The 20,746-nt window shown below is 36.5% G+C and carries 25 protein-coding genes; all 25 read left to right on the top strand.

Translation table 11 applies throughout. The annotated features are described in order from the left end of the window. Positions 1–218 precede the first annotated feature (218 nt). The 25 genes from ABTP35_RS15055 (at position 219) to ABTP35_RS14935 (ending at position 20,325) form a co-directional block, all read left to right on the top strand. The gene (locus ABTP35_RS15055; protein WP_127137564.1) at positions 219–1,250 is read left to right on the top strand and encodes an aldo/keto reductase; all 1,032 of its coding nucleotides are present in this window, start codon (positions 219–221) and stop codon (positions 1,248–1,250) included. Between the two features lie 19 nt (positions 1,251–1,269). Then, positions 1,270–2,106: a dienelactone hydrolase family protein gene (locus ABTP35_RS15050; protein ID WP_127137565.1), complete on the top strand. Its 837-nt coding sequence runs from the start codon at positions 1,270–1,272 to the stop codon at positions 2,104–2,106. A gap of 5 nt (positions 2,107–2,111) precedes the next feature. After that, positions 2,112–2,591: a glutathione peroxidase gene (locus ABTP35_RS15045; protein ID WP_127137566.1), complete on the top strand. Its 480-nt coding sequence runs from the start codon at positions 2,112–2,114 to the stop codon at positions 2,589–2,591. Positions 2,592–2,593: 2 nt separating this feature from the next. Beyond that, positions 2,594–3,049 (top strand): MarR family winged helix-turn-helix transcriptional regulator, encoded by a 456-nt coding sequence (locus ABTP35_RS15040; protein ID WP_127137567.1) that lies wholly within the window; start codon positions 2,594–2,596, stop codon positions 3,047–3,049. Between the two features lie 34 nt (positions 3,050–3,083). Beyond that, positions 3,084–3,509, top strand: a complete 426-nt coding sequence (locus ABTP35_RS15035) for a DUF6526 family protein (RefSeq protein WP_127137568.1) — start codon at positions 3,084–3,086, stop codon at positions 3,507–3,509. 20 nt (positions 3,510–3,529) lie between these two features. After that, entirely contained in the window at positions 3,530–3,901 is a 372-nt protein-coding gene (locus ABTP35_RS15030; RefSeq protein ID WP_127137569.1) for a DoxX family protein, read from the top strand. 31 nt (positions 3,902–3,932) lie between these two features. After that, on the top strand, positions 3,933–4,829 hold the full coding sequence (locus ABTP35_RS15025; protein WP_127137570.1) for a dioxygenase: 897 nt from the start codon (positions 3,933–3,935) through the stop codon (positions 4,827–4,829). Beyond that, complete coding sequence (locus ABTP35_RS15020) at positions 4,829–5,440, top strand: luciferase family protein (protein ID WP_205780347.1); 612 nt, start codon at positions 4,829–4,831, stop codon at positions 5,438–5,440. Before ABTP35_RS15025 ends, ABTP35_RS15020 begins: the two co-directional genes overlap by 1 nt. Before the next feature lie 11 nt (positions 5,441–5,451). Then, entirely contained in the window at positions 5,452–5,907 is a 456-nt protein-coding gene (locus ABTP35_RS15015) for a PaaI family thioesterase (protein WP_127137571.1), read from the top strand. 87 nt (positions 5,908–5,994) lie between these two features. Further along, a complete protein-coding gene (locus ABTP35_RS15010) occupies positions 5,995–7,083 on the top strand; it encodes an MBL fold metallo-hydrolase (RefSeq protein ID WP_188460264.1) in 1,089 nt (362 codons plus the stop codon). A 173-nt stretch (positions 7,084–7,256) separates the two neighbouring features. Further along, the gene (locus ABTP35_RS15005) at positions 7,257–8,246 is read left to right on the top strand and encodes a DUF4917 family protein (RefSeq protein WP_375334295.1); all 990 of its coding nucleotides are present in this window, start codon (positions 7,257–7,259) and stop codon (positions 8,244–8,246) included. A 165-nt stretch (positions 8,247–8,411) separates the two neighbouring features. Further along, a complete protein-coding gene (locus ABTP35_RS15000; RefSeq protein WP_293295303.1) occupies positions 8,412–8,930 on the top strand; it encodes a hypothetical protein in 519 nt (172 codons plus the stop codon). Positions 8,931–9,097: 167 nt separating this feature from the next. Further along, positions 9,098–9,796 (top strand): DUF1963 domain-containing protein, encoded by a 699-nt coding sequence (locus tag ABTP35_RS14995; RefSeq protein ID WP_293295304.1) that lies wholly within the window; start codon positions 9,098–9,100, stop codon positions 9,794–9,796. 156 nt (positions 9,797–9,952) lie between these two features. Continuing rightward, complete coding sequence (locus ABTP35_RS14990) at positions 9,953–10,882, top strand: hypothetical protein (RefSeq protein ID WP_293295305.1); 930 nt, start codon at positions 9,953–9,955, stop codon at positions 10,880–10,882. A gap of 150 nt (positions 10,883–11,032) precedes the next feature. Next, entirely contained in the window at positions 11,033–11,314 is a 282-nt protein-coding gene (locus ABTP35_RS14985) for a hypothetical protein (protein WP_293295306.1), read from the top strand. Between the two features lie 190 nt (positions 11,315–11,504). Further along, positions 11,505–13,028 (top strand): IS21 family transposase, encoded by a 1,524-nt coding sequence (gene istA, locus ABTP35_RS14980; RefSeq protein WP_375334253.1) that lies wholly within the window; start codon positions 11,505–11,507, stop codon positions 13,026–13,028. 24 nt (positions 13,029–13,052) lie between these two features. Continuing rightward, positions 13,053–13,790, top strand: coding sequence for an IS21-like element helper ATPase IstB (gene istB / locus ABTP35_RS14975; RefSeq protein WP_207037074.1), 738 nt, complete (start codon positions 13,053–13,055; stop codon positions 13,788–13,790). 133 nt (positions 13,791–13,923) lie between these two features. Continuing rightward, the gene (locus tag ABTP35_RS14970; RefSeq protein ID WP_375334294.1) at positions 13,924–14,499 is read left to right on the top strand and encodes a pyridoxal 5'-phosphate synthase; all 576 of its coding nucleotides are present in this window, start codon (positions 13,924–13,926) and stop codon (positions 14,497–14,499) included. After that, positions 14,472–15,224 carry a metallophosphoesterase family protein gene (locus ABTP35_RS14965; RefSeq protein ID WP_375334293.1) on the top strand — a complete coding sequence of 251 codons (753 nt, stop codon included), beginning with the start codon at positions 14,472–14,474 and terminating at the stop codon, positions 15,222–15,224. The genes ABTP35_RS14970 and ABTP35_RS14965 overlap by 28 nt, the downstream gene beginning before the upstream one ends. Positions 15,225–15,388: 164 nt before the next feature. Then, entirely contained in the window at positions 15,389–15,934 is a 546-nt protein-coding gene (locus tag ABTP35_RS14960; protein ID WP_375334292.1) for a hypothetical protein, read from the top strand. Positions 15,935–16,304: 370 nt separating this feature from the next. After that, complete coding sequence (locus tag ABTP35_RS14955) at positions 16,305–16,901, top strand: hypothetical protein (RefSeq protein ID WP_293295313.1); 597 nt, start codon at positions 16,305–16,307, stop codon at positions 16,899–16,901. Between the two features lie 188 nt (positions 16,902–17,089). After that, the gene (locus ABTP35_RS14950; protein ID WP_293295314.1) at positions 17,090–17,791 is read left to right on the top strand and encodes a DUF4386 domain-containing protein; all 702 of its coding nucleotides are present in this window, start codon (positions 17,090–17,092) and stop codon (positions 17,789–17,791) included. Positions 17,792–18,204: 413 nt separating this feature from the next. Beyond that, the gene (locus tag ABTP35_RS14945) at positions 18,205–18,987 is read left to right on the top strand and encodes a DUF6090 family protein (protein WP_252079669.1); all 783 of its coding nucleotides are present in this window, start codon (positions 18,205–18,207) and stop codon (positions 18,985–18,987) included. Between the two features lie 43 nt (positions 18,988–19,030). Next, positions 19,031–19,804, top strand: coding sequence for a DNA alkylation repair protein (locus ABTP35_RS14940; protein WP_293295315.1), 774 nt, complete (start codon positions 19,031–19,033; stop codon positions 19,802–19,804). Between the two features lie 26 nt (positions 19,805–19,830). Next, a complete protein-coding gene (locus ABTP35_RS14935) occupies positions 19,831–20,325 on the top strand; it encodes a hypothetical protein (RefSeq protein ID WP_224837318.1) in 495 nt (164 codons plus the stop codon). Positions 20,326–20,746 lie beyond the last annotated feature (421 nt).

The following is a 20,746-nucleotide window of genomic DNA, read 5'->3' as shown; positions in this document are numbered from 1 at the left end:
AAAAGGAATTTCCAGGGCATATTTGCTAACTTAGGGCTACGGCGGAAAAGTCCTGCGGACATTTTTCCGCAACGTATCATAGCCGAACCGTTAGCGGTCAGTGTAAAAAATTTCAAAATCCTAAAATTTGTTAAAACAAAATATATCGCTTACGATTTAATCTTCAAAGATATACTTTTACACTTAAATATTTATCATTCACTTTAAATTAAATCACTATGAAGTACAATCAATTAGGAAATTCAGGAATTTTAGTTTCAGAACTTTGTATGGGAACGATGAGTTTTGGTAGCAGTGGCTACTGGAGTGTGGTAGGTTCTCTAGGCTATGAAGATAGCAAGCGATTAGTGGACATCGCCATAGACTCTGGCATTAATTACTTCGATTCTGCTGATGTTTATTCTCACGGCCAATCGGAAGATATTTTAGGAAAAGCAGTGAAAGACAAAAGAAAGGATGTCATCATTGCTACCAAAGTCCGCGGTAGAATGAGTAAAGAAATTAATGATGTGGGCCTTTCCAGAAAACACATTATCGAGAGTTGTCACAACAGTTTAAAACGATTGGGTACCGACTATATCGACCATTATGTACTTCATAGTTACGATCCAATTACTCCTTTTGAAGAAACCATTTCAACCCTTGATGACCTCGTTTCACAAGGAAAAATTAGATATTATGGGGTAAGTAACTTCCCGGCTTGGCAGCTAATGAAGTTTATCAACACCGCTGAAAAAAATCATTGGGAAAAACCCGTCTCATTGCAAGCCATTTATTCACTTATATCCAGAGATGTAGAATATGAATTGATACCGCTTTGCTTGGATCAAAAACTAGCCTTTACCCCTTGGTCGCCACTTGGAGGCGGATTTTTAACCGGTAAATACAGAAAAGACAAGCCAATGCCGGAAGGAGCAAGAAGAACCAATGAAGAGCAGAATTTTATTCAAATCGATCCGGAAAAAGGCTATGCTATTGTTGATGAGTTGGAAAAAATTGCCAACAAACACAAGGCTTCTATAGCACAAGCAGCCCTAAATTATCTTTTGAGAAAACCCGGAGTAACTTCCGTACTTATTGGAGCTACCAAGCCTCACCAGTTGGAAGACAACATCAAAACTACTACCTGGGAAATGGATGCAGAAGATGTTAAAATCCTGGATGAGCTAACAGCATTAAACCCTATTTATCCTTATTGGATGTTGCAGTTTACAGCTATGGATAGAGCCAATGGAGATTTCTTTTTATAAAATTTAAAAACCAAACAGAATGAATACGATAAATTTTAAAACATACATTTTATTGCTTTTTACACTCCTTTTTAGTGTAGAAACTCTGACTGCCCAAAACAGCAAAGAAAATGTAAAAAGCAAGGTTAAAACTGAAGAAATTACCTATAAAGATGGCGAGGTTACACTCAATGGCGTTGTTTATTATCCTGCAAAGCAAAAGGGAAAACAACCTGCCATTTTAGTAGTGCCCGAATGGTGGGGGCTGAACGACTATGTGAAAAATCGTGCTAAAATGTTGGCAGAGTTAGGCTATGTAGCTATGGCGGTGGATATGTACGGTAATGGATTGGTCGTAGAAAACCCTGCCGATGCCCAGGCCAATGCCGGAAGGTTTTATGGGGATCCTAACCTGATAAAAAGTCGGATGCAGGCGGCTTATGATGCTGTAGTTCAACTACAACAGGTGGACGCTTCAAAAGTAAGTGCCATAGGTTATTGCTTTGGCGGAACGGTTTCGCTTTTTGCTGCCAGCTTAGGGGTACCATTAGAAACTGTGGTTAGTTTTCACGGTGGACTAAGCGGCTTTCAAGCTAGTCCTGCAATGAAAAACACCAAAGTATTGGTTTGCCACGGTGAAAGTGATTCGTTTGTGCCGCAAGCTGATGTGGATAATTTTCATCAACAAATGAAAGACAACAACATTACCTACCAGTTTAAGTCTTATGCTGATGCCACACACGCTTTTACCAATAAAGCATCTACAGCTACCGGGGAAAAATTCAACCTTCCCATTTCCTACAATGAAGCTGCCGACAAAGCTTCTTGGAAGGATATGAAAGCCTTTTTCAAAACTTATTTTCCAACTAAAAAGTAATTAAAATGGAAGCGAGCTTATTTGAACTTGAGGCAAAAAAACTCAACGGAGAAACCATTTCTTTGAAAGAGTTTGAAGGTAAAACCATAGTGGTGGTAAATACTGCTAGCAAGTGCGGACTTACCCCACAATATGAGGGATTGGAAAATTTGTATAAAATATACAAAGACAAGGGGTTGGTTATTTTGGGATTTCCTTGCAACCAATTCGGAAAGCAGGAACAAGGCACAGCCAATGAGATTAGTGAATTTTGCGAAATTAATTACGGGGTAAGTTTTCCTATGTTCGACAAGGTAGAAGTCAATGGGCCCAATGCTCACCCCGTTTTTAAGTATTTAAAATCCAAACTTGGAGGCATTTTAGGTAGCAACATCAAATGGAATTTTACCAAATTTGTCATTGATAAAAACGGAAAGCCGGTCAAACGATTTGCTCCTACCACCAAGCCGGAGAAAATGGAAAGTTACCTGCGAAAAATTCTTTAAAAATGAAAAATTCTGCTGAATTAGAAATTGAAAATCAGTATTGTTTTCCGATATACGCAGCATCTAGAGTGGTAACCAAACTTTATACGCCCCTGCTCAACGAGTTGGGGCTTACTTACCCTCAATATTTAACGATGTTGGTGCTCTGGCAATACCAAAACCTGACGGTAAATGATATTGGCAGTAAACTAATGCTGGAGTCCAACACCCTGACTCCCTTGCTTAAAAGGTTGGAAAGTCAAGGTTTTATTTCAAGGAAACGCTCTAGTAGTGACGAACGTGTAGTGGAGATAAGCCTTACAGAAAAAGGAATAAATTTAAAAAAGAAGGCGAGTTACATACCTGAAAAATTATCTTGCTCCATTAGTCATTCAGGGATAAGTCAAGAAGAAATGGACCAGATGAAACATACCTTGCAAAAGCTAATTGCCTTAACTAAAGAGCATCATTGTAAATAATTTTAAACAAAGTATAACCAAAAAATAATTGAATATGCAAAATTTTAAAAATCACGTCCGTTACAATCCACTTCATCATTTTATTCTATCTCCGCTCACACTTGTTGGGGTGATATTGAGTATTGTATTGCTATTCTCTGACCACAGTCTGACTGAAAAAATCTTTTTTCTGATTTTAGCTTTAAGTGTTTTTCTCGCTTCTTTAATAGCTAGATTGTATGCCACAAAAAATCAAGACAGAACCATAAGAGCAGAACTACGATTACGCTATTATATTTTGACAGGCAACAGATTAGAAGAATTAGAAGATAAATTAACTATGGCACAACTGGTTGCCACTAGATTTGCATCAGATGAAGAATTAGCAGCATTGATAGAGCGAGCAGCCAAAGAAAACCTTAGTCCAAAAGCCATAAAAGAAAGCATAAAAAATTGGACTGCAGATGAAAATAGAGTTTAAACATTTTAAAACAAAAAATTATGAGCAAAAAAAGAAAAATTACAGGTTGGGTAATGGCAGGATTGCTTACCGCTTTATTAGTAATGAGTGCCAGCCAAAAGCTAATAGGTAACCCCGAAATGGTTGAAAATTTCGGTAAATGGGGCTTGGGCTCAATGATAACCATCATAGCTTTGGGCGAATTGGTAAGTGTATTGTTGTTTTTGATACCTCGCACTGCTGTTTTAGGGGTATTGTTATTGAGTGCTTATTTTGGAGGTGCCATATTGGTACATATGGCCAATGACGAGCCTTACGTTTTTCAATCCATCGTTCTGTTGTTTATTTGGGTAACTGCTTGGTTAAGAACCCCTGAAATGTTTACAAGACTAATCAGTGGAAATCCTTCTTAATCAAATCCAGTATTAGAACAGTCAACTTAAAATGGATAGAAAACAATTTATATTAGCAACATTAGGACTAACAATTGTGAATACCTTAAGCAGCTTTAGAAAATATACGGATGAACTTCCTGTTCAAGGAAAAAAGATGCCTGTTTTATTTACTTCGCATGGCAATCCTATGGATATTCCGCTTTCAAGAGAAGAACGCACCTTTTGGAATACCTTATTTCAATTGGGAAAGGAATTGAAAAAAAATTATGAAGTAAAAGCTGCTTTGGTGGTTTCGGCTCACTGGTGTACCAGAGGAACTTTTGTTAACGTATCGCCTGAACAGCAACAGATTTTCGATTACTATGGGTTTCCTAAAGAATATTATGATGTATTTTACAAAGCTAAAGGCTCCCCTGAAATTGCAAAAGAAGTAAAACGCATTATCCCATCGGTTAGCGAAACTACCGACTGGGGTCTCGACCACGGAGCTTGGCCTATGCTTATGCACTTGTTTCCTGAAGCGGACGTGCCTGTATTTCAATTAAGCATCGACTATTATGCAAAACCTGAATATCATTACGAGTTAGGAAAACAATTAAAATCACTTCGTGAAAAAGGAGTACTCATCATTGGCAGCGGTGCATTAATTCACAATCTCCCACTTGCTATGAAAAAAATGCAAAGCAATGATAGTTCGCCCTATGGTTGGGAGATGGAATATGATAACTGGGTTAAGGAACAAATAGATAAAAGAAATATCTCTAACATTATTAATTATCAAAACAGTCATAAATTAGGCAAACTGGCAGCTCCTACGCCCGACCATTTTGTGCCTGTATTATATAGTTTAGGGTTGATGGATTCCAAAGATGAAATACATTACTTTTTTGAATCAGAGTCTTCCCTTCCCGCTTTTGGGGAAAGGAGTTTTATCATCAAACAATAATGACAGTATCCTGTTATTGGTACTTACTATTAATCGTTTTGATTTTCACTTCATTTAGCGTCAGTTTCAATCAAGGAAAAATACAATTAACAAAATATGAAAAATCAATCCCTAAAAATATGATAAACGAAAACACCTTTGAACTTCCCTTACGAAATGGGATTAAACCCAAAACTACACCAAGCAACCCACATATGCAGCTGAATCAACAGCCCGAAGACCGTAAACTCGTTGATTCACTAATGGATTGGGCATTCTCGCTTCCTGAAATCAACAAAGAGTTCAGCAAAATATCTGTTCCCGGAGCCCAAGCTATGTGTCTCTCTTCCGACAAAATGTGCAATGATTGTCACGCCTTTATGATTGGAAATGAGTTTGCTCACTTTCATCCAGTGCCCGATGGCAGTATGCACTTAGGTCTAACATTAAAAGATGCTGAATATGTCATAAGCCGAGGTTGGGGTGAGTTACACCCAGTTGCCAAAATGGGCTATCTTACTCATAATTTTATTATGGTGTATGCCCCTCGAAATGAAGAAGAAAAAGAAATCATTAAAAAAATTATCTTGCGGTCTTATTTATTTGCAACCGGCAAATTAAATGACAAATAAAGCCATAAAATATGCAAAAAGAATTTATTGAGTTATTAAAAAAAGGCATTGAAGAATTGATGCCTGCTAATCAACTATTAGGTATAAAAATTTTGGAAGTGAAGTCGGGTTATGCACATCTTCACGTTCCTTTTAAAAACGAATTCATTGGAGATTTCATTCAAGAGCGTTGGCACGGAGGGTTTTTAGCTGCTATTGCAGATACAGCAGGTGGCACTGCAGCTGCTACTACGCTGCAATCTCCCAAAGACAAACTCAATACCATTGATATGCGCATAGACTATCTACACGCTGCAACCTCCAGCGATATAGAAGCTAAAGCCCAAGTGATTAAAGATGGGAAAACCATCGTTAAAGTGGATATTCAACTTTTTCAAGACCACCAAGAAAATCCCGTAGTAGTTGCCCGTTGTGTTTTTAGCAAATTAATAAAAGAAAATAGTGATAAGCTTTCTGGAAAAGATTAGATGTGTTGGCTTTTTCAAGAATTTAAATGAATCAAATTTTTCTATCTAAAAAAGATGAACAAGTTTTTTCGAAAATTAAAAAAAGTGATGATTGTATTTATTGTAATAGTTTCCATTTTAATTCTTGCTCTTTGGCTTTTTATGCAACAAGATAAATTTGGGGCTTCTCCAACCAAAGATGACAGGCAAAAATATGAACAACTCTCTAATTATAAGGATGGTAAATTTCAAAATATCAGTCCAACACCGATGCTTACCCCTAATTATTCTTGGACACAAGTGATAAAAGAGCAACTATTTGAAAAACCTTCTAACCCTATTCCTGATAAAACATTACCTACCATTAAAACCGATTTGAAAAGTTTAGCAATTGAGGAAAATGTTCTTGTTTGGTTCGGTCATTCCAGTTATTTTATGCAACTCGACCAAAAAACCTATTTGGTAGATCCTGTATTCAGCGGCAATGCATCTCCCGTTCCCGGTACCAACAAAGCCTTTGCGGGAACGGATATTTATCAAGCAGAAGATTTTCCCAAAATCGATTACCTTATCATTACCCACGACCATTATGACCATTTAGATTACCCCACTATAATCCATCTAAAAGAAAAGGCAGAAAAGTTTATAGTTGGTTTAGGGGTAGGTAATCATCTTAAAAAGTGGGGCGTTCCCGAAGATAAAATCATCGAATTAAATTGGTACGAAAGCACACAACAAGGCACCGACCTAAGCATTCATTGCGAGCCTGCTCGGCATTTTTCGGGCAGAGGATTTTCCCGCAACAATACCCTTTGGGCATCCTTTTTAATTAAATCACCATCGATGACTATTTATGTAGGTGGAGATAGTGGTTACGATAGTCATTTTGCAGCCATTGGGAAGAAATATGCAACAATTGATTTTGCTATTTTAGATAACGGTCAGTACAATGCTGCTTGGCGAGCGGTTCACAATTTTCCGGAAGACGTTATACAAGCTGCCAAAGATTTAAAAGCCAAGCGCATATTGCCTGCACACTCTTCTAAATTTAAAATGGCCAATCACAATTGGGACGACCCTTTAGAAACCCTAACACAGCTTAATAAAACAGAAAACCTAAACATTGCAACCCCAAAAATTGGCGAAGTGGTTTACCTAAAAGATACCACCCAAGTATTTGATTTTTGGTGGAAATAAAAGACCTAAATTACTTTTGATAAACACCGAACCGCTAACAGCGTATATAACTTATGGCGGGGAAAGTGGTAAATTCAAGTTTTTTGCTTTTAAGTAAGTTTGGTGCAAGCCGACAAGAAAGCACTTCGAAAACCGCCACAAGTCATATACGCAAACCGTTGGCAATAATTTGAATGAAACACACAGTTGAACAATTAAACTCGGAAGGAATAAGACAATGGGAATGGATAAGTAAAAACTTTATCAATTCACCATTGCTTCTCGGAAATGGTTTCAGTCTAAATTTTAGCACAAGGTTGTTATATCGAAATCTCTACGACAAATACATTGAAACTTGTCCGAAAGATGTGAAAAATCTATTCAAAGAGTTTAAATCAACAAACTTTGAAATCATACTTGAACATTTAGAATCCACTGAAAGAGTATGTAGTGCTTTAGAAATTGAGCAACAAAGGATTACAAAAAACAAAAATACAATTAAACAAGGGCTGATTGAATCAATAAACAGAATTCACCCAACACCAGATGAAATAAAAATTGAACAACTAAAACTTGTAGCAGAACAATTAAGAGAATTTGACCAAATATTTACTACCAATTATGACTTGTTTTTGTACTATTTGATTTTGGAGAGTAAAAAGTTTGGTGATTACTTTTATTTTCACTTCTACGATGATGAAAGATTCCAATTATTTAACGCAGGAGACCAAGAAAATAAGCATCATATATATTATTTACACGGTGCTTTGTTTTTATTTGACCGCTCAATCAATACTATAAAAATTAAAAGAAATGATAATTGGCTAATAGAAGTTATTACAAAAGAAATTTCAAGCGACAACTACCCTTTATTTATTAGTGAAGGAACTTCAGAAATGAAATTAAAAGCGATACAATCAAATAACTACTTATCATATTGCTTCCGAGAATTAAACGAAAATAAAAGTAAAAAAATAGTAGTGTTTGGACAGTCTTTGAGCTCTCAAGATTTACATATTGTTAAAACATTGGACAAAAACTATAAGGAATTAGCTTACGGAATAAGAATATCTGAAAATAAAAGTCTCAAAGAAATAAGGGCGGAATTAAATAGAGTTCGTTCATTGTTTAAACAGACGGAAGTTGAATTTTTTGACTCATCAACACTATTTAAATTTGAATAAAAAACTATTGCCAACAATGTATAACCGCAATTACGGCGGATTCGACTACGTCCGAATCCACTCGGAATTGCTAACGCCTGTGCTTAACCGAAAATTAATAACTTTAATCCCGTAACTGACGGTTATACCAGACCGTTGTGCGTCAGCTGAAGAAACCGAAAACAAATGGCAATTTATCAATATTATTTAGCAGTTGTTCCTAAAGAAGGAATTCTAAAAAAACACGATTTGATTCCAGCCAAAATCGGAGTTTGTACCGAAACTGGATACTTTGAATCTGATGCGGAATTATATTGGAAAGAAATTGACAAAAAAGCAGAGGAAATAACGCCAAAAATTGACTCAATTGTAAAAAGAGCTGATTGGGGAAATAGTAGTTCAAGTTTTAACTGGAAAACATATACTGAAACTTTGGACAATGATGCTTTTATGGGATTGAATGAAAAAACATTCTCGATAACTGAATTTTCCTTTAGAGCGGATTTGCGAGAAAATGGATTTAAGTTCTTGAAAAATATGATTGAACTGGGAAAACAAAACGACTGGATGTTTATGGACAGAAAAGGTAAATTAATGAATGCTGATTTTGAAGAAATCAAAGAAAGTATTCGGAATTCGGACGCTCATAGTTTTTTGAAAGACCCGATTAAGTTTTTAGAAAGTCTCGATAACGAAAATGAATAAAGCCGAACGCACAACAATGTATAACCGCAATTACGGCGGATTCGACTGCGTCCGAATCCACTCGGAATTGCCAAGGCTAGTGCTTAATTCGAAACTAATCGCTAATTTAACCCGTAACTGACGGTTATACGAGACCGTTACCTACCATTAGAAAAAACCAGAGTTCAATGAATGAAATACAGGAAATAAAAAACGAAATTGTTAAACGAGGGATTGAATTGAAAACAGGTGGATTCAGACCAACAAATTCAGAATCTGAAAGTTGGATTGGTAAAGTTTACTTGTTTAAGGAAAATGAAGAAATTCCTCAAGACGACAACGGAGAATTAATGATTCCATTATTTCAACTTTGTTTCGAGAACTTACCTTTTATTCCAGACATTTTCTCTGACACGAAAGCATTAACCGTTTTCATTTCTAGTGAATTACCTGTCGATTTAACTGAAAATGGGAAAAATTGGCTGATTCGAGAATATAAAAAAGATGACAAATTAGTCGTAAAAGAATTAACTAATACTGATTCTTTTTTGAAAGCTTTTCCTTTAAAACCTGAAATTATTGAAGAAGATTATCCTGTTTGGGATGGTGGTGGATTATCAAGTGAACAGGAAGATAAAATTTTGGATTTAGAAAATTCAGGAATTATTAATGACTATTACGATATTACCGAAAATCAATATGGACATAAAATTGGAGGATATCCAAGTTTTTGTCAACCTGGAGTTTACTTTGGAGAAGATTTTGAATTTGCTATTCAAATCGCCTCTGACGAAAAAGCTAATTTAAATATAGTTGACAGTGGAACTATATTTCTAGCGAAAAACAGAAAAACTGAAGAGTGGAAATATTATTGCGATTTTTATTAAAAAATAACGGTAGGTAACAATGTATAACCGCAATTACGGCGGATTCGACTACGTCCGAATCCACTCGGAATTGCTAAAGTCAGTGCCAAACCGAAAATTAACGCATATTAACCCGTAACTGACGGTTATACGAGACCGTTGTACACAATTTGAAAAATGAAAAAAGCATCAATTTTACTTCTAGTTTTTATTGCAGTTGTTTCGTGTAAACAAAACAAAAAAGAGAAGGAACAAATAGTTACTGAAAAAATTGAGTTTACAGAAATAGTAAAAGAAGATTACGAACTTTATAAGCCAAATAAAAAAATAAAAGGGGTTTTAATTTTATTCGGTGGTTATCCTGAAGATGCTGATGATATAAAAAGGGAATTTCAAATTCTTGACATTGCGAGAGAAAACAGTATTGCTGTTTTGTTGTCAAATTTTAATCAAAAACTCTGGCTTGAAGAAAATGAAAAACATCAGCTCGCAAAAAAATTACAAGATATAGTTGTTGAAAATGAACTGCCAACAGAAAATATTTTTGTTGGTGGATTTTCGAGTGGTGGAGTTGTCAGTCTCTTAATAAGTGATTTTATTATTGGGATGAAGCAATTCTATATTGACCCAAAAGGAGTTTTTATCGTGGATTCACCGATAGACTTGGCTGCATTGTACAAATCTTCAGAAAAAAACATAGAACGAAATTTTTCAGAACCTTCAATCCAAGAAAGTACTTGGCTTTTAGAAACTTTAGGCTATAAGTTCGGTAATCCAAAAGACAATATTGAAAATTATGAGAAAAATGCTGTGTTTACATATAGCACGAATAACATCTCAAACCTTAAAAAATTAAAGCGGACAAAAATCAGGCTTTATACAGAACCTGACACGATTTGGTGGAAAGAAAATCGAATGGCTGATTATGAACAAATGAATGCTTTTTACATCAAAAAATTATCAGAAAGTCTTATCCAAAAAGGATATGAAAGTGTTGAATATATTCCGACAACTGATAAAGGATACAGGGAAAATGGTGAAAGACATCCTCATAGTTGGTCTATAGTAGACAAAAAAGACTTGATAAATTGGATATTGAACAAATAAAAACTGTGTACAACAATGGCTATAAGTAATTGCTTGTTCTCGCCTACTTCTGAAAATCCTCGCGGATTTTCAGCTTGGTGTGTACTTGCTAAGTTAAGTGCTAACCCACGCAACTACTCATAGCCGAGACCGTTGGCAATAATATAAACGATGAAATTAAAAACTAATAAATTATTGATAATAAGTTTAGTATTAATTATTGGAACTTTTATTCTTGCAATGTTTACAGAAGATTTAGGAATAAGTAAAAAGATTGACCCATATTTAGCTTTTCCTTATTTAATTGCTTTTGGATTAAATATAGCAGGATTAATTTTTGGTATTTCAGAAAAGTCAGAAAATGGGAAAAAATCATTAATGGGAATTATTGGAAACTCTATATTTCTATTAATGTTTATTGCATTAGGACTTTTTGCTATCACAAAAATGTAGAAAATGAAATGAAACTGGAAACGCCGGACATAGTATACCACCCTCGCTGGGTTAAAGTGACCATAGCTGGCCGGACGAAAGTGACCCACCTTCGCCGGGTCAAAGTGGACCACCTTTAGATTAGATCTATCTGTAAAAAGTCTAAGTGCTTTTTTTGTTAAAAAGCACCATGGCGAACAAGCAGATAGACATGCGAAAGACAAAACTGATTTACAAACTTTACACCTCCGGCATGAGCAAACGGGGGATAAGCCAACAATTGGGCATATCCCGTGTCACGGTCAGGAAGTACATAGAATTCTTCAAGCGGTACCGTTTTACGGCCTACGAAGTGGAGAAGATGACCTTGGAGGAACTCCACGGCCTTTTTAAGGACGGGCAAAAGCGCAAGAGCCAACGGTTGCTGACCTTAAGGCAGTACTTTCCCTATTTTGATAAGGAAATAAGAAAGACCGGGGTTACCCGACAGTTGCTCTGGGAGGAATATTATGCCAAGCATCCCGATGGCTTCAAGCTCTCACAGTTCAAGTACTGGTACGCCGAATGGCGCAAGGAGACCTCGCCGGTAATGCACATGGAGCACAAGGCCGGCGACAAGCTCTTTATAGACTTCACGGGGAAGAAACTCCACATTGTTGACAGGGACACCGGTGAACTGAAGGAACTGGAGGTGTTCGTTTGCATACTGGGCAGCAGCCAATATACTTATGTAGAGGCCTGTGCGAGCCAAAAACTGGAGGACTTCATCCGCTGCACCGAAAACGCACTATGGTTCTACGGCGGCGTACCAAAGGCCCTGGTACCCGACAACCTGAAGTCGGCGGTCACCAAGAGCAGCCGTTACGAGCCCAAGGTCAACGAGGTCTTCGCCGACTTTGCCGAACACTATGAAACGGCGGTACTGCCCACACGTACCTATAGGCCAAGGGACAAGGCCATAGTGGAGAACGCCGTGAAGATAATCTACACCAGGGTGTTCGCCCCTTTACGGAACCAGGTCTTCCATAGCATGGCCGATATCAACATGGCGATAAGGGAACTGTTGGAAAAACACAACACAATGCCGTTCAGGGGAAGGGAATATTCCAGGCGTTCACTTTTCATGGAAATCGAGAAGGGCGAACTGATGCCGTTACCGGCGAAACGCTATGAGGTAAAACGATATGCCCAGGCCACCGTGCACAAGAACAGCCATATCTATTTTGGGAAGGACAAGCATTATTACAGCGTGCCCTACAGGCATATAGGCAAACAGGTCAAGCTGGTCTATACCGACAGTATCGTCGAAATCTACCATAAGCACGAAAGGTTCGCCGTACATACAAGGGACAGGAAAAAATACGGCTATACCACCTTGGCCGACCATATGCCCTCGCACCACAGGTTCGTAAGCGAATGGAGCAGTGAAAGGTTCATCGATTGGGCGGGCAATATCGGTGGACACTGTAAAGGGTACATCATTGCCATCCTGGAGAAGAAGCAACACCCGGAACAATCCTATAAGTCCTGTCTGGGCGTGCTCCACCTTGCCAAAAAGTACGGAAGGGGACGTCTTGAGAATGCGTGCAAACGTGCCTCGGAATATGGTGCGTACAATTACAATATGGTCGAGCGCATCCTGAAAAAGGGATGGGACCAGATCGATGAACGTATGGACGGGGATATGGAAATGCCCGAGCACAACAACATAAGGGGAGGAAAATACTACGAATAGGAACAATACTTAAAAACAGAACATATGAACGAAAAAACAATGCAATTGATGAAAGAAATGAGGCTCTATGGAATGCACAGGGCCTTCACCACAACAATGGAAACCGGCGGTCCGTCCACCGGTTACACCAACGATGAACTGATCGCCTATCTCGTCCAGAGCGAATGGGACGACCGGCACAACCGTAGGATAGAGCGATTGACCAAGTCCGCAAGGTTCAGGTATACGGCCGTCATGGAGGCCATCGATTACCGACCGTCACGCCAACTGGACAAGAACCTGGTCCGGAGGCTCGGTTCCTGCGGGTTCATCCCTAAAAGGGAAAACATACTTATTACCGGTAGTACCGGTGTGGGGAAAAGTTATCTGGCCTCGGCCATCGGCCACCAGGCCTGCTCCTTGGGGCGAAAGGTCATGTACTTCAACACCGCCAAGCTCTTTACCCTGCTCAAGACATCAAAGGCCGACGGTTCCTATCCAAAACAGATAAGCAAACTTGAAAAACAGGACTTGCTCATCTTGGACGACTTCGGCCTTAAACCATTGGACAACATCAACAGGCATGCGCTTATGGAGATCATCGAGGACCGTCACGGCAAAAGGTCCACTATTATAGCATCACAACTACCAGTCGAAGTATGGCATGACATCATAGGTGAAAAAACACTGGCCGATGCCATTCTCGACCGTTTGGTGCACACGGCACACAGAATCGACATAAAAGGAGAATCAATGAGAAGAAAATTGAAAAATAAAAACTAAGTTTAACCCAAGGATAGATCAAATCTAGGCAGTTCGTTTACCCTGGTCAGTTTCATCCGGCGAAGGTGGGTCACTTTACCCGGCTTATCCAGGTTATACCAGACCGTAGTATGCAATCTGAAATACATAACAAATGAACCCTTTATTATTATTTGAAAAATGGTTTTCTGAAGAAAAAGAACAAAATAATTTAGATTTACCTTCTGCCTGTTGTTTATCTACAATTGGATTAGATGGATATCCGAATTCTAGATTTGTCTCTTTAAAAGAAATTAAGAACCAATCATTTGTAGTTACGGGTCCTTTAGATTCAAGAAAAGGAAGAGAAATTAAAAATCACTCGAAAGCTGCACTATCATTTTGGTGGACGTGTACAGAAAGACAAATTAGAATACAAGGAGATGTATCAGAAATTCCCAAGCCTGATGCTGAAATTTACTTTAAGAAAAGGAATAGAGACTCAAAGATTGTATCTACTATTTTTGAGCAAGGGCGGGAAATTCAAGATATACCATATATGCAAAAACTGTTCGAAGAGAAGAAAGCAGCATTAGGAAATAAAAACGTTGGGCAACCAAAAAACTGGGGAGGTATTTACATTAAACCGATTAGAATAGAGTTTATGGAGTTTAAAACAAGTAGGCTACACGAAAGAAAACTTTTTGAACAGACCAGTAATGGATGGAAAATGACAATACTACAACCATAACACATTCTGTGAACAAAAAAATTGCATATATAACCGATATTCATTTAGATGAACGATTTCCTATTGACCAAGGCGTTGACGCTCGAAAAAATTGGGAAATAATACTTAATGATGTTTCTAAAAAAGGTATAGAAGAAATTGTATTTGGAGGAGATATTGGAGAAAAAACTGCAAACCAATGGTTTTTTGAATCTCTGAAAAATTATAATTTAGCCATAACTTTAGGAAATCACGATTACTTTGATGAAGTAGTCGATCACTACGGCATGGAAGTTGTTGAAAGCCAAACTGAACTGTATTATAGTCAAGAGTATAATTATTACAAATTTCTATTTTTAGACTCAAGTTCAGGCTCCATAAGTCAAGAACAATTTAATTGGTTTAAAAAGGAACTTTTAACGGAAAAAAACATCATCCTATTTATTCATCATCCCATTTTAGGGGTTGACACCGAAGTAGATAGGCAATTTGCCTTAAAAAATCGAAATCTTCTAAGAACAGAGCTGCAAAACCTTGAAAAAGATGTTGTCATTTTCTGTGGACATTATCATTTCGAAGATGAAAGAAGTAATGGTAATATCCGACAGTATATTACACCTGCAAGTTCTTATCAAGTAGAAAAAATACCCGATGAGATAAAAGTTAGTAGCGCAACATTTGGATATAGAATTATTGAGCTGAACAAAAATAAACTTAATACGGAAGTAATATTGTTTACTACATAAAAAAACACTGCACACAACACGGTATATAAGTAATTGCGGCTTAAGTGCTTAATCTAAAGATTTTAGGGTAAATAAGAGTACATTGTAATCCGAAAAGTAGTTTCTTAAAATCCGCAACTACTCATAGCCGAAGCTGTTATACGTAATTTAAACTAAAAAGTAAAATGAACATCAAAGGACCGAATCCAAATAAACCAGGTTATAGTAATGATGGTAAATATATGGGAACTGATAGATGGAAAGATTCACTAGAATCATATAAGAAAGGAAGTAAATATGTTAGGGGTTTATATTTAATTGTTGCTATCGCTATTATTTGGGGAACTTATGAGTCCAGTAAGTCACAATTTTCCGGAAATCGAAACGGAAAGTTGACTAAACAAGATATTGAACAACAACAAAAGTTGGCTAAAGAATTAGAAAAAGAATCTTATTTATATGATGCACCTAATTATTCAAAAAATCAATTATTGATTTCTTTGGAGGGAAAAAAAATTGATGATTGGGCTTTAGGACTGCAAAACTATGCTACAAAAAATAGAAAGTTTGATGCTCAATTATATAGAGATTTGGCAGATAGTACTACAATTTATTCCTCTTACGAAGAACAAGAGAGGTTTTTGAAATTTATGTGGGGCTTAGATTCGAATGGAAAATCTAAACTTACAAGAGCTCACGTAAGAGAGGTTAAAGAAAAGTACTCAAAATAACCAATAAAAACTACTTACAACAAAGAACTGAGTTAAAAAAAGTTCTTTTAGTTCAATCTCGACACATAGTTCTCATCATAGGGCAGCCCTGATTTTGCAATGGCAAATGCCTGTTTATTGCTCTTCCCCTTCCCTGTCAAACGTTAATAGATTTCCCAACAGGTCTTGTTGCTTGCACGATGAGAAAGCACATAGGAACAATAGGTTCCACAATTTCCCGCCCCTTGGACATCCACCCCAATCTTACACATAAATGCAATTTGATAACGCTATACTTAGCATTAAAATTTATATGTAATTTTCAGTCACCATAAATTTTCATCCAAGAACGTAACTGCGTTTAGCAGAGCGTTGGCCACAATGCTTTATCATGAACAACTTCAAAAAATATTTTGCCGAAGGATTGCTAATTGTCTTTAGCGTGCTATTTGCTTTGTTAATAAACAAATTATTCGAAGACTATAAAACTAACAAGAAAAAGACCGTTGCCATTGAAAGTCTTAGGAAGGAATTATATCGGAATTCGGCCATATTAAAAAATTGGAAAGAACAACACATAGAAATAAGAAACCGGATTAATGAGGTAATTGAAGGAAGGAATGACAGCCTAAAAACGGAATTAATGAAATATAATTACCTAAATCTGGGAGTATTGACTAAAAACGAAAGTTTGATTGATGCCATTTTGACCAATACTGCTTGGGAATCGGCTAAATCAACAGGAATAATTGCTGAATTTGATTTTGAAACAACACAAAAGCTGACCTACGTTTACTCAATGCAAGATGTGTTGACAAATAGAACGATTGCAAAAATTATAGATTTCTATTTTGATACAAATGCTCATAATATGGAAAACATAGATCAGAGCCTAGTTCAGTTTCAATTGAGGTTTTGGGAACTAACAGGACAAGAAGAACTTATAGGAAATCTATATACTGAAGCAATTAAGGAATTAAAAAAATAGGACAACTAGCCATACACGAATACGTTAGGACCCGCAACCTACGGCACCACGATTGAAAACAACTAAAACCCGACCCAACCTTACCTAAATGCAATTTAATAAGGTTCTGGGTTTAGCAGGGTATTGAAGCCATTATAGCAAAACTGTAACAATAATCCTGTTACATCGTCAAATGTATTATGAACACTATGAACAAACAACCTGTGGATTTAAATAAAGAACAAAAGCAATCGATCAAAACTGCAAGAATAACTGGCGTTTGGTATTTAATAATGGCTGTTTCAGGGATTTTAGGGTTTATGGTCTTTCATTCTCAAATATTTGTATCGGGCAATCCTGAACAAACGTTAACAAATTTGGTTGAACTAGAATCCACTGTAAGAATTAGGTTGCTATTAGAATTTGCCATAGTAATTTCACAAGCACTTACCGCAATTTGGTTTTACAAATTGTTTAAAGACAAATATGAATGGGAAGCTTGGACTCTCGGTATATGGGGAATGGTGAATGCCATAGCCATTATGATAAGTGCAATTTCGATCGCCTCTGCTTTAGGCGTTGCCAATTCCGACACGGGTGCTTTGGAAGACAAAGTTTTACTTATTCAGGCTTTTCAAAGTATAATTTCAAATGCTTGGGGTATTGGTGGTCTATTCTTTGGGCTTTGGCTATTTCCCATGGGGTTTATGGTCATTAAATCCAAAAGAATGCCAGTGTGGTTAGGAAGGGTTATTGTTTTAGGTGGTATTGGCTATCTAATCAGCACCGTTATCCGCTACGCAGGAATTGATTTTGGCTTCAATAGATTTCTTACCCTACCCGCAACCATTGGTGAATTTTGGATGATTGGGTATTTACTTATTTTTGGAATAAGACCTATAACCGAATAAAATTAAAACGGCACACAACAAAAGTCTGAGTCAAAAATTTCCATTGGCCCAATTTCCATACAGAGTTCTCATTCCTGGTTCCACAATGGAAGGCACCAACTTCAACAATTTGTTCGCCCTACTCCCATAGGCCTTATTTTCCTCTGCAGCAACTCAAACTTAGTGTAATCTAAAACAACTTTTATACATTTTTACATACGTATTTTTATAAAATGAACGTGACTTTTTGTTTTCAACAAAAGTAATTCCTCATTTTCTTAAATGTTTTAGGGAAGGTTAACGGAATCTTACTAATTTTAAACAAAATCTCCCCCTAAGAACATATAATTTCCTTTAGAGCAAATGCGGCGCATTCCTGCCCTATTCGAAGTTATTATCGATTGTTGTGCATCGATTTAACCAACCACTAATAAATGATAAAATTCTTTAGGAAAATTAGACAAAGCTTACTATCCGAAGGGAAAATTGGAAAGTACCTGAAATATGCGATTGGGGAAATTGTACTCGTAGTCATCGGAATTTTGATTGCATTACAGATCAACAACTGGAACGAGCAACGTAAAGATAGTATTAAGGAGCAAGCTATTTTAAAAAGACTTGAAAAGGAATTTATATCCAATAGAGATCAACTGCTGGATAAAATTCAACTCAGAAATACATTGATTGAAAATTGTAGGCGATTATTGGAATATTATAATCAACCGGAAAATGCCAAACTCGATAGTATCCTTGTTTTCTTAAGTACTATTCAGCCCCCAACCTTTGACCCTATTCAAAACGACTTAGTGAGCTCTGGAAATATCGAAATTTTGAAAGACGAAGAGTTAAAGCAACTACTCGTTAATTGGAGCACCGATGTGATTCAACTTCAAGAAGTAGAGCAAATATTTCTTAGGTTTTGTGAACAAGATCTGTATCCTTACTTAAATAAAGTAGATATACAGCGTGATATGGTATACACCTATTGGAAAGGCACGCCAAAAAACTTATTAGAATCCAAACAAGTTAACAACCTAGTGCCTGGAAAATCAAAACTCATAACAAGGACTACCAATGAGCTTATGGGAGATTCAAAATTAGAAGGTAACATTGCTTGGTCATTAACACTAAATATGTTCAATAATCAAGAATCCTTAACTTTAATGAAAAGGATTAACCGTATTCTTGAAGTATTAGATAGCCAAATAAAAAAATAACCAAAGCTCAACATTGCATAAGCACATTGTAACCAACTAAAGAGTGGCCTATAAAAAATTAAAATATTGGTTTGATAAAGGTTTAGTTACCCAACTTGCAGAAAAATTATCTTCAAATAATTCTGCTTTCAACAAAACAGTTCTAATACACAACATTGAATCGAAATTAGATTTTCTTGAGCTAAAAGGTAGAGTAGAATTAATTGCAGACCAATTGCATAATAGTTTTGAGCAGGATTACAACTTAGGACTCCCCCAACTAATTAACATATTAGGTCCAGAAAACAGCAATGAAACTGGAATGTTCACTGAGTATTATTGGGTAATGCCCATTGCAAAATATGTAGAAAAATATGGTTTAAATGATTTTGAAAAATCGATGAACGCCTTAGAAGAAATAACCAAAAGGAATACAAGCGAATATGCTATTCGCCCATATATTTTGCATCACTTTGATAAAACACTAAAGCAAATGGTAAAGTGGTCAAAACACTCAAACTTTCATATTCGACGGTTGGCAAGTGAAGGAGTAAGACCTAGATTGCCTTGGGCAAAAAAACTAGATGTTTTTATTCAAGATCCATCCCCAATAACTCCTATTTTAGAAAACTTAAAAGATGATACATCCAAATATGTTCAAAAATCTGTAGCTAATTGTTTAAACGACATACTTAAAGATAACTTTTCTGCTGGTAAGCAAATCGTAGAAAGCTGGAAACAAGAAGAAATGACGACGGAAAGGCAATGGATTGTAAAACACGCCCTTAGAAACTTAATAAAAACAAGAGATGATTGGGCAATAAAAATGATTAAATAACTTACACCAACTAAAACTTAAATAAAATGAAAAACTTATTACTAATACTTCTGACATTATTTCTTATTTCTTGTAATGGAAAAAACAATCGATCAGAAATCAAATCGACTGATGTAAATAAATTTGACATTCAAGCTGAATTAGCCTCCATTGAAGAAACTCGGAATGGATTTCAATTGGCCATTAAAGAAAAACGTTACGCTGATTTAAGAAATTTTGGCACTAAAGATATAATATCTTTAACACCTATTTGTGGAACTTGGGAAGAATACAAACGTTTACGAAATGAACCTGTCGGCTCTTTTAGTTACGACAGTTTAATTATGAATCCTAAAGAAACAATAATTGTAAGTGACAGCGTAGCATATGACTTTGGAACGAGTTCTGTGTATTATACCAATGAGCAAGGTGAACCGGTAGAAATTGAGGATACTTTCTTGGCTATATTAAAAAAGGATAAGAATGATGGGAAATGGAAATTACACAGAGAAGTAGCTACAACTAATAAATTGGAAAAATAATATATACAACAAAGAACTGGAGTAAAAATGTCTTATGAGCCAATTTCCATACGTGGTTCGCATCACCGATTCCGCAATAGAAAGCACCAACTTCAACAATTTGTTCGATACAATTCCCGAAGACCTGACTTTTTTCTAAAGCAATCCAAACCTAGTGTGATCAAAACAACTGTTTAAACATTATTTATATGCTTTGTTATAAAATGAACGTGACTTTTTTGTTTTCAACACACTAATTGTTCACTTTCCTTAAATGTTTTAGGGAATGTTAACGGAATCTTACTAACTTTAAACAAACTCCCCCCCCCCTAACAAATTAAAATTTCGTTTAGAGCAAATGCGTCGCATTCCTGCTCTATTCGAAGTTATTATCGGTTGTTGTGCATATATATTGCCAATCACTGACCAATGCCAAGATTAT

It is taken from the genome of Flagellimonas alginilytica (assembly GCF_042134605.1).
In the GTDB taxonomy this organism is placed as follows: domain Bacteria; phylum Bacteroidota; class Bacteroidia; order Flavobacteriales; family Flavobacteriaceae; genus Flagellimonas; species Flagellimonas alginolytica.
Note: the sequence above shows the minus strand (reverse complement) of the source record. Positions and strands in the feature narration are given on the sequence as shown.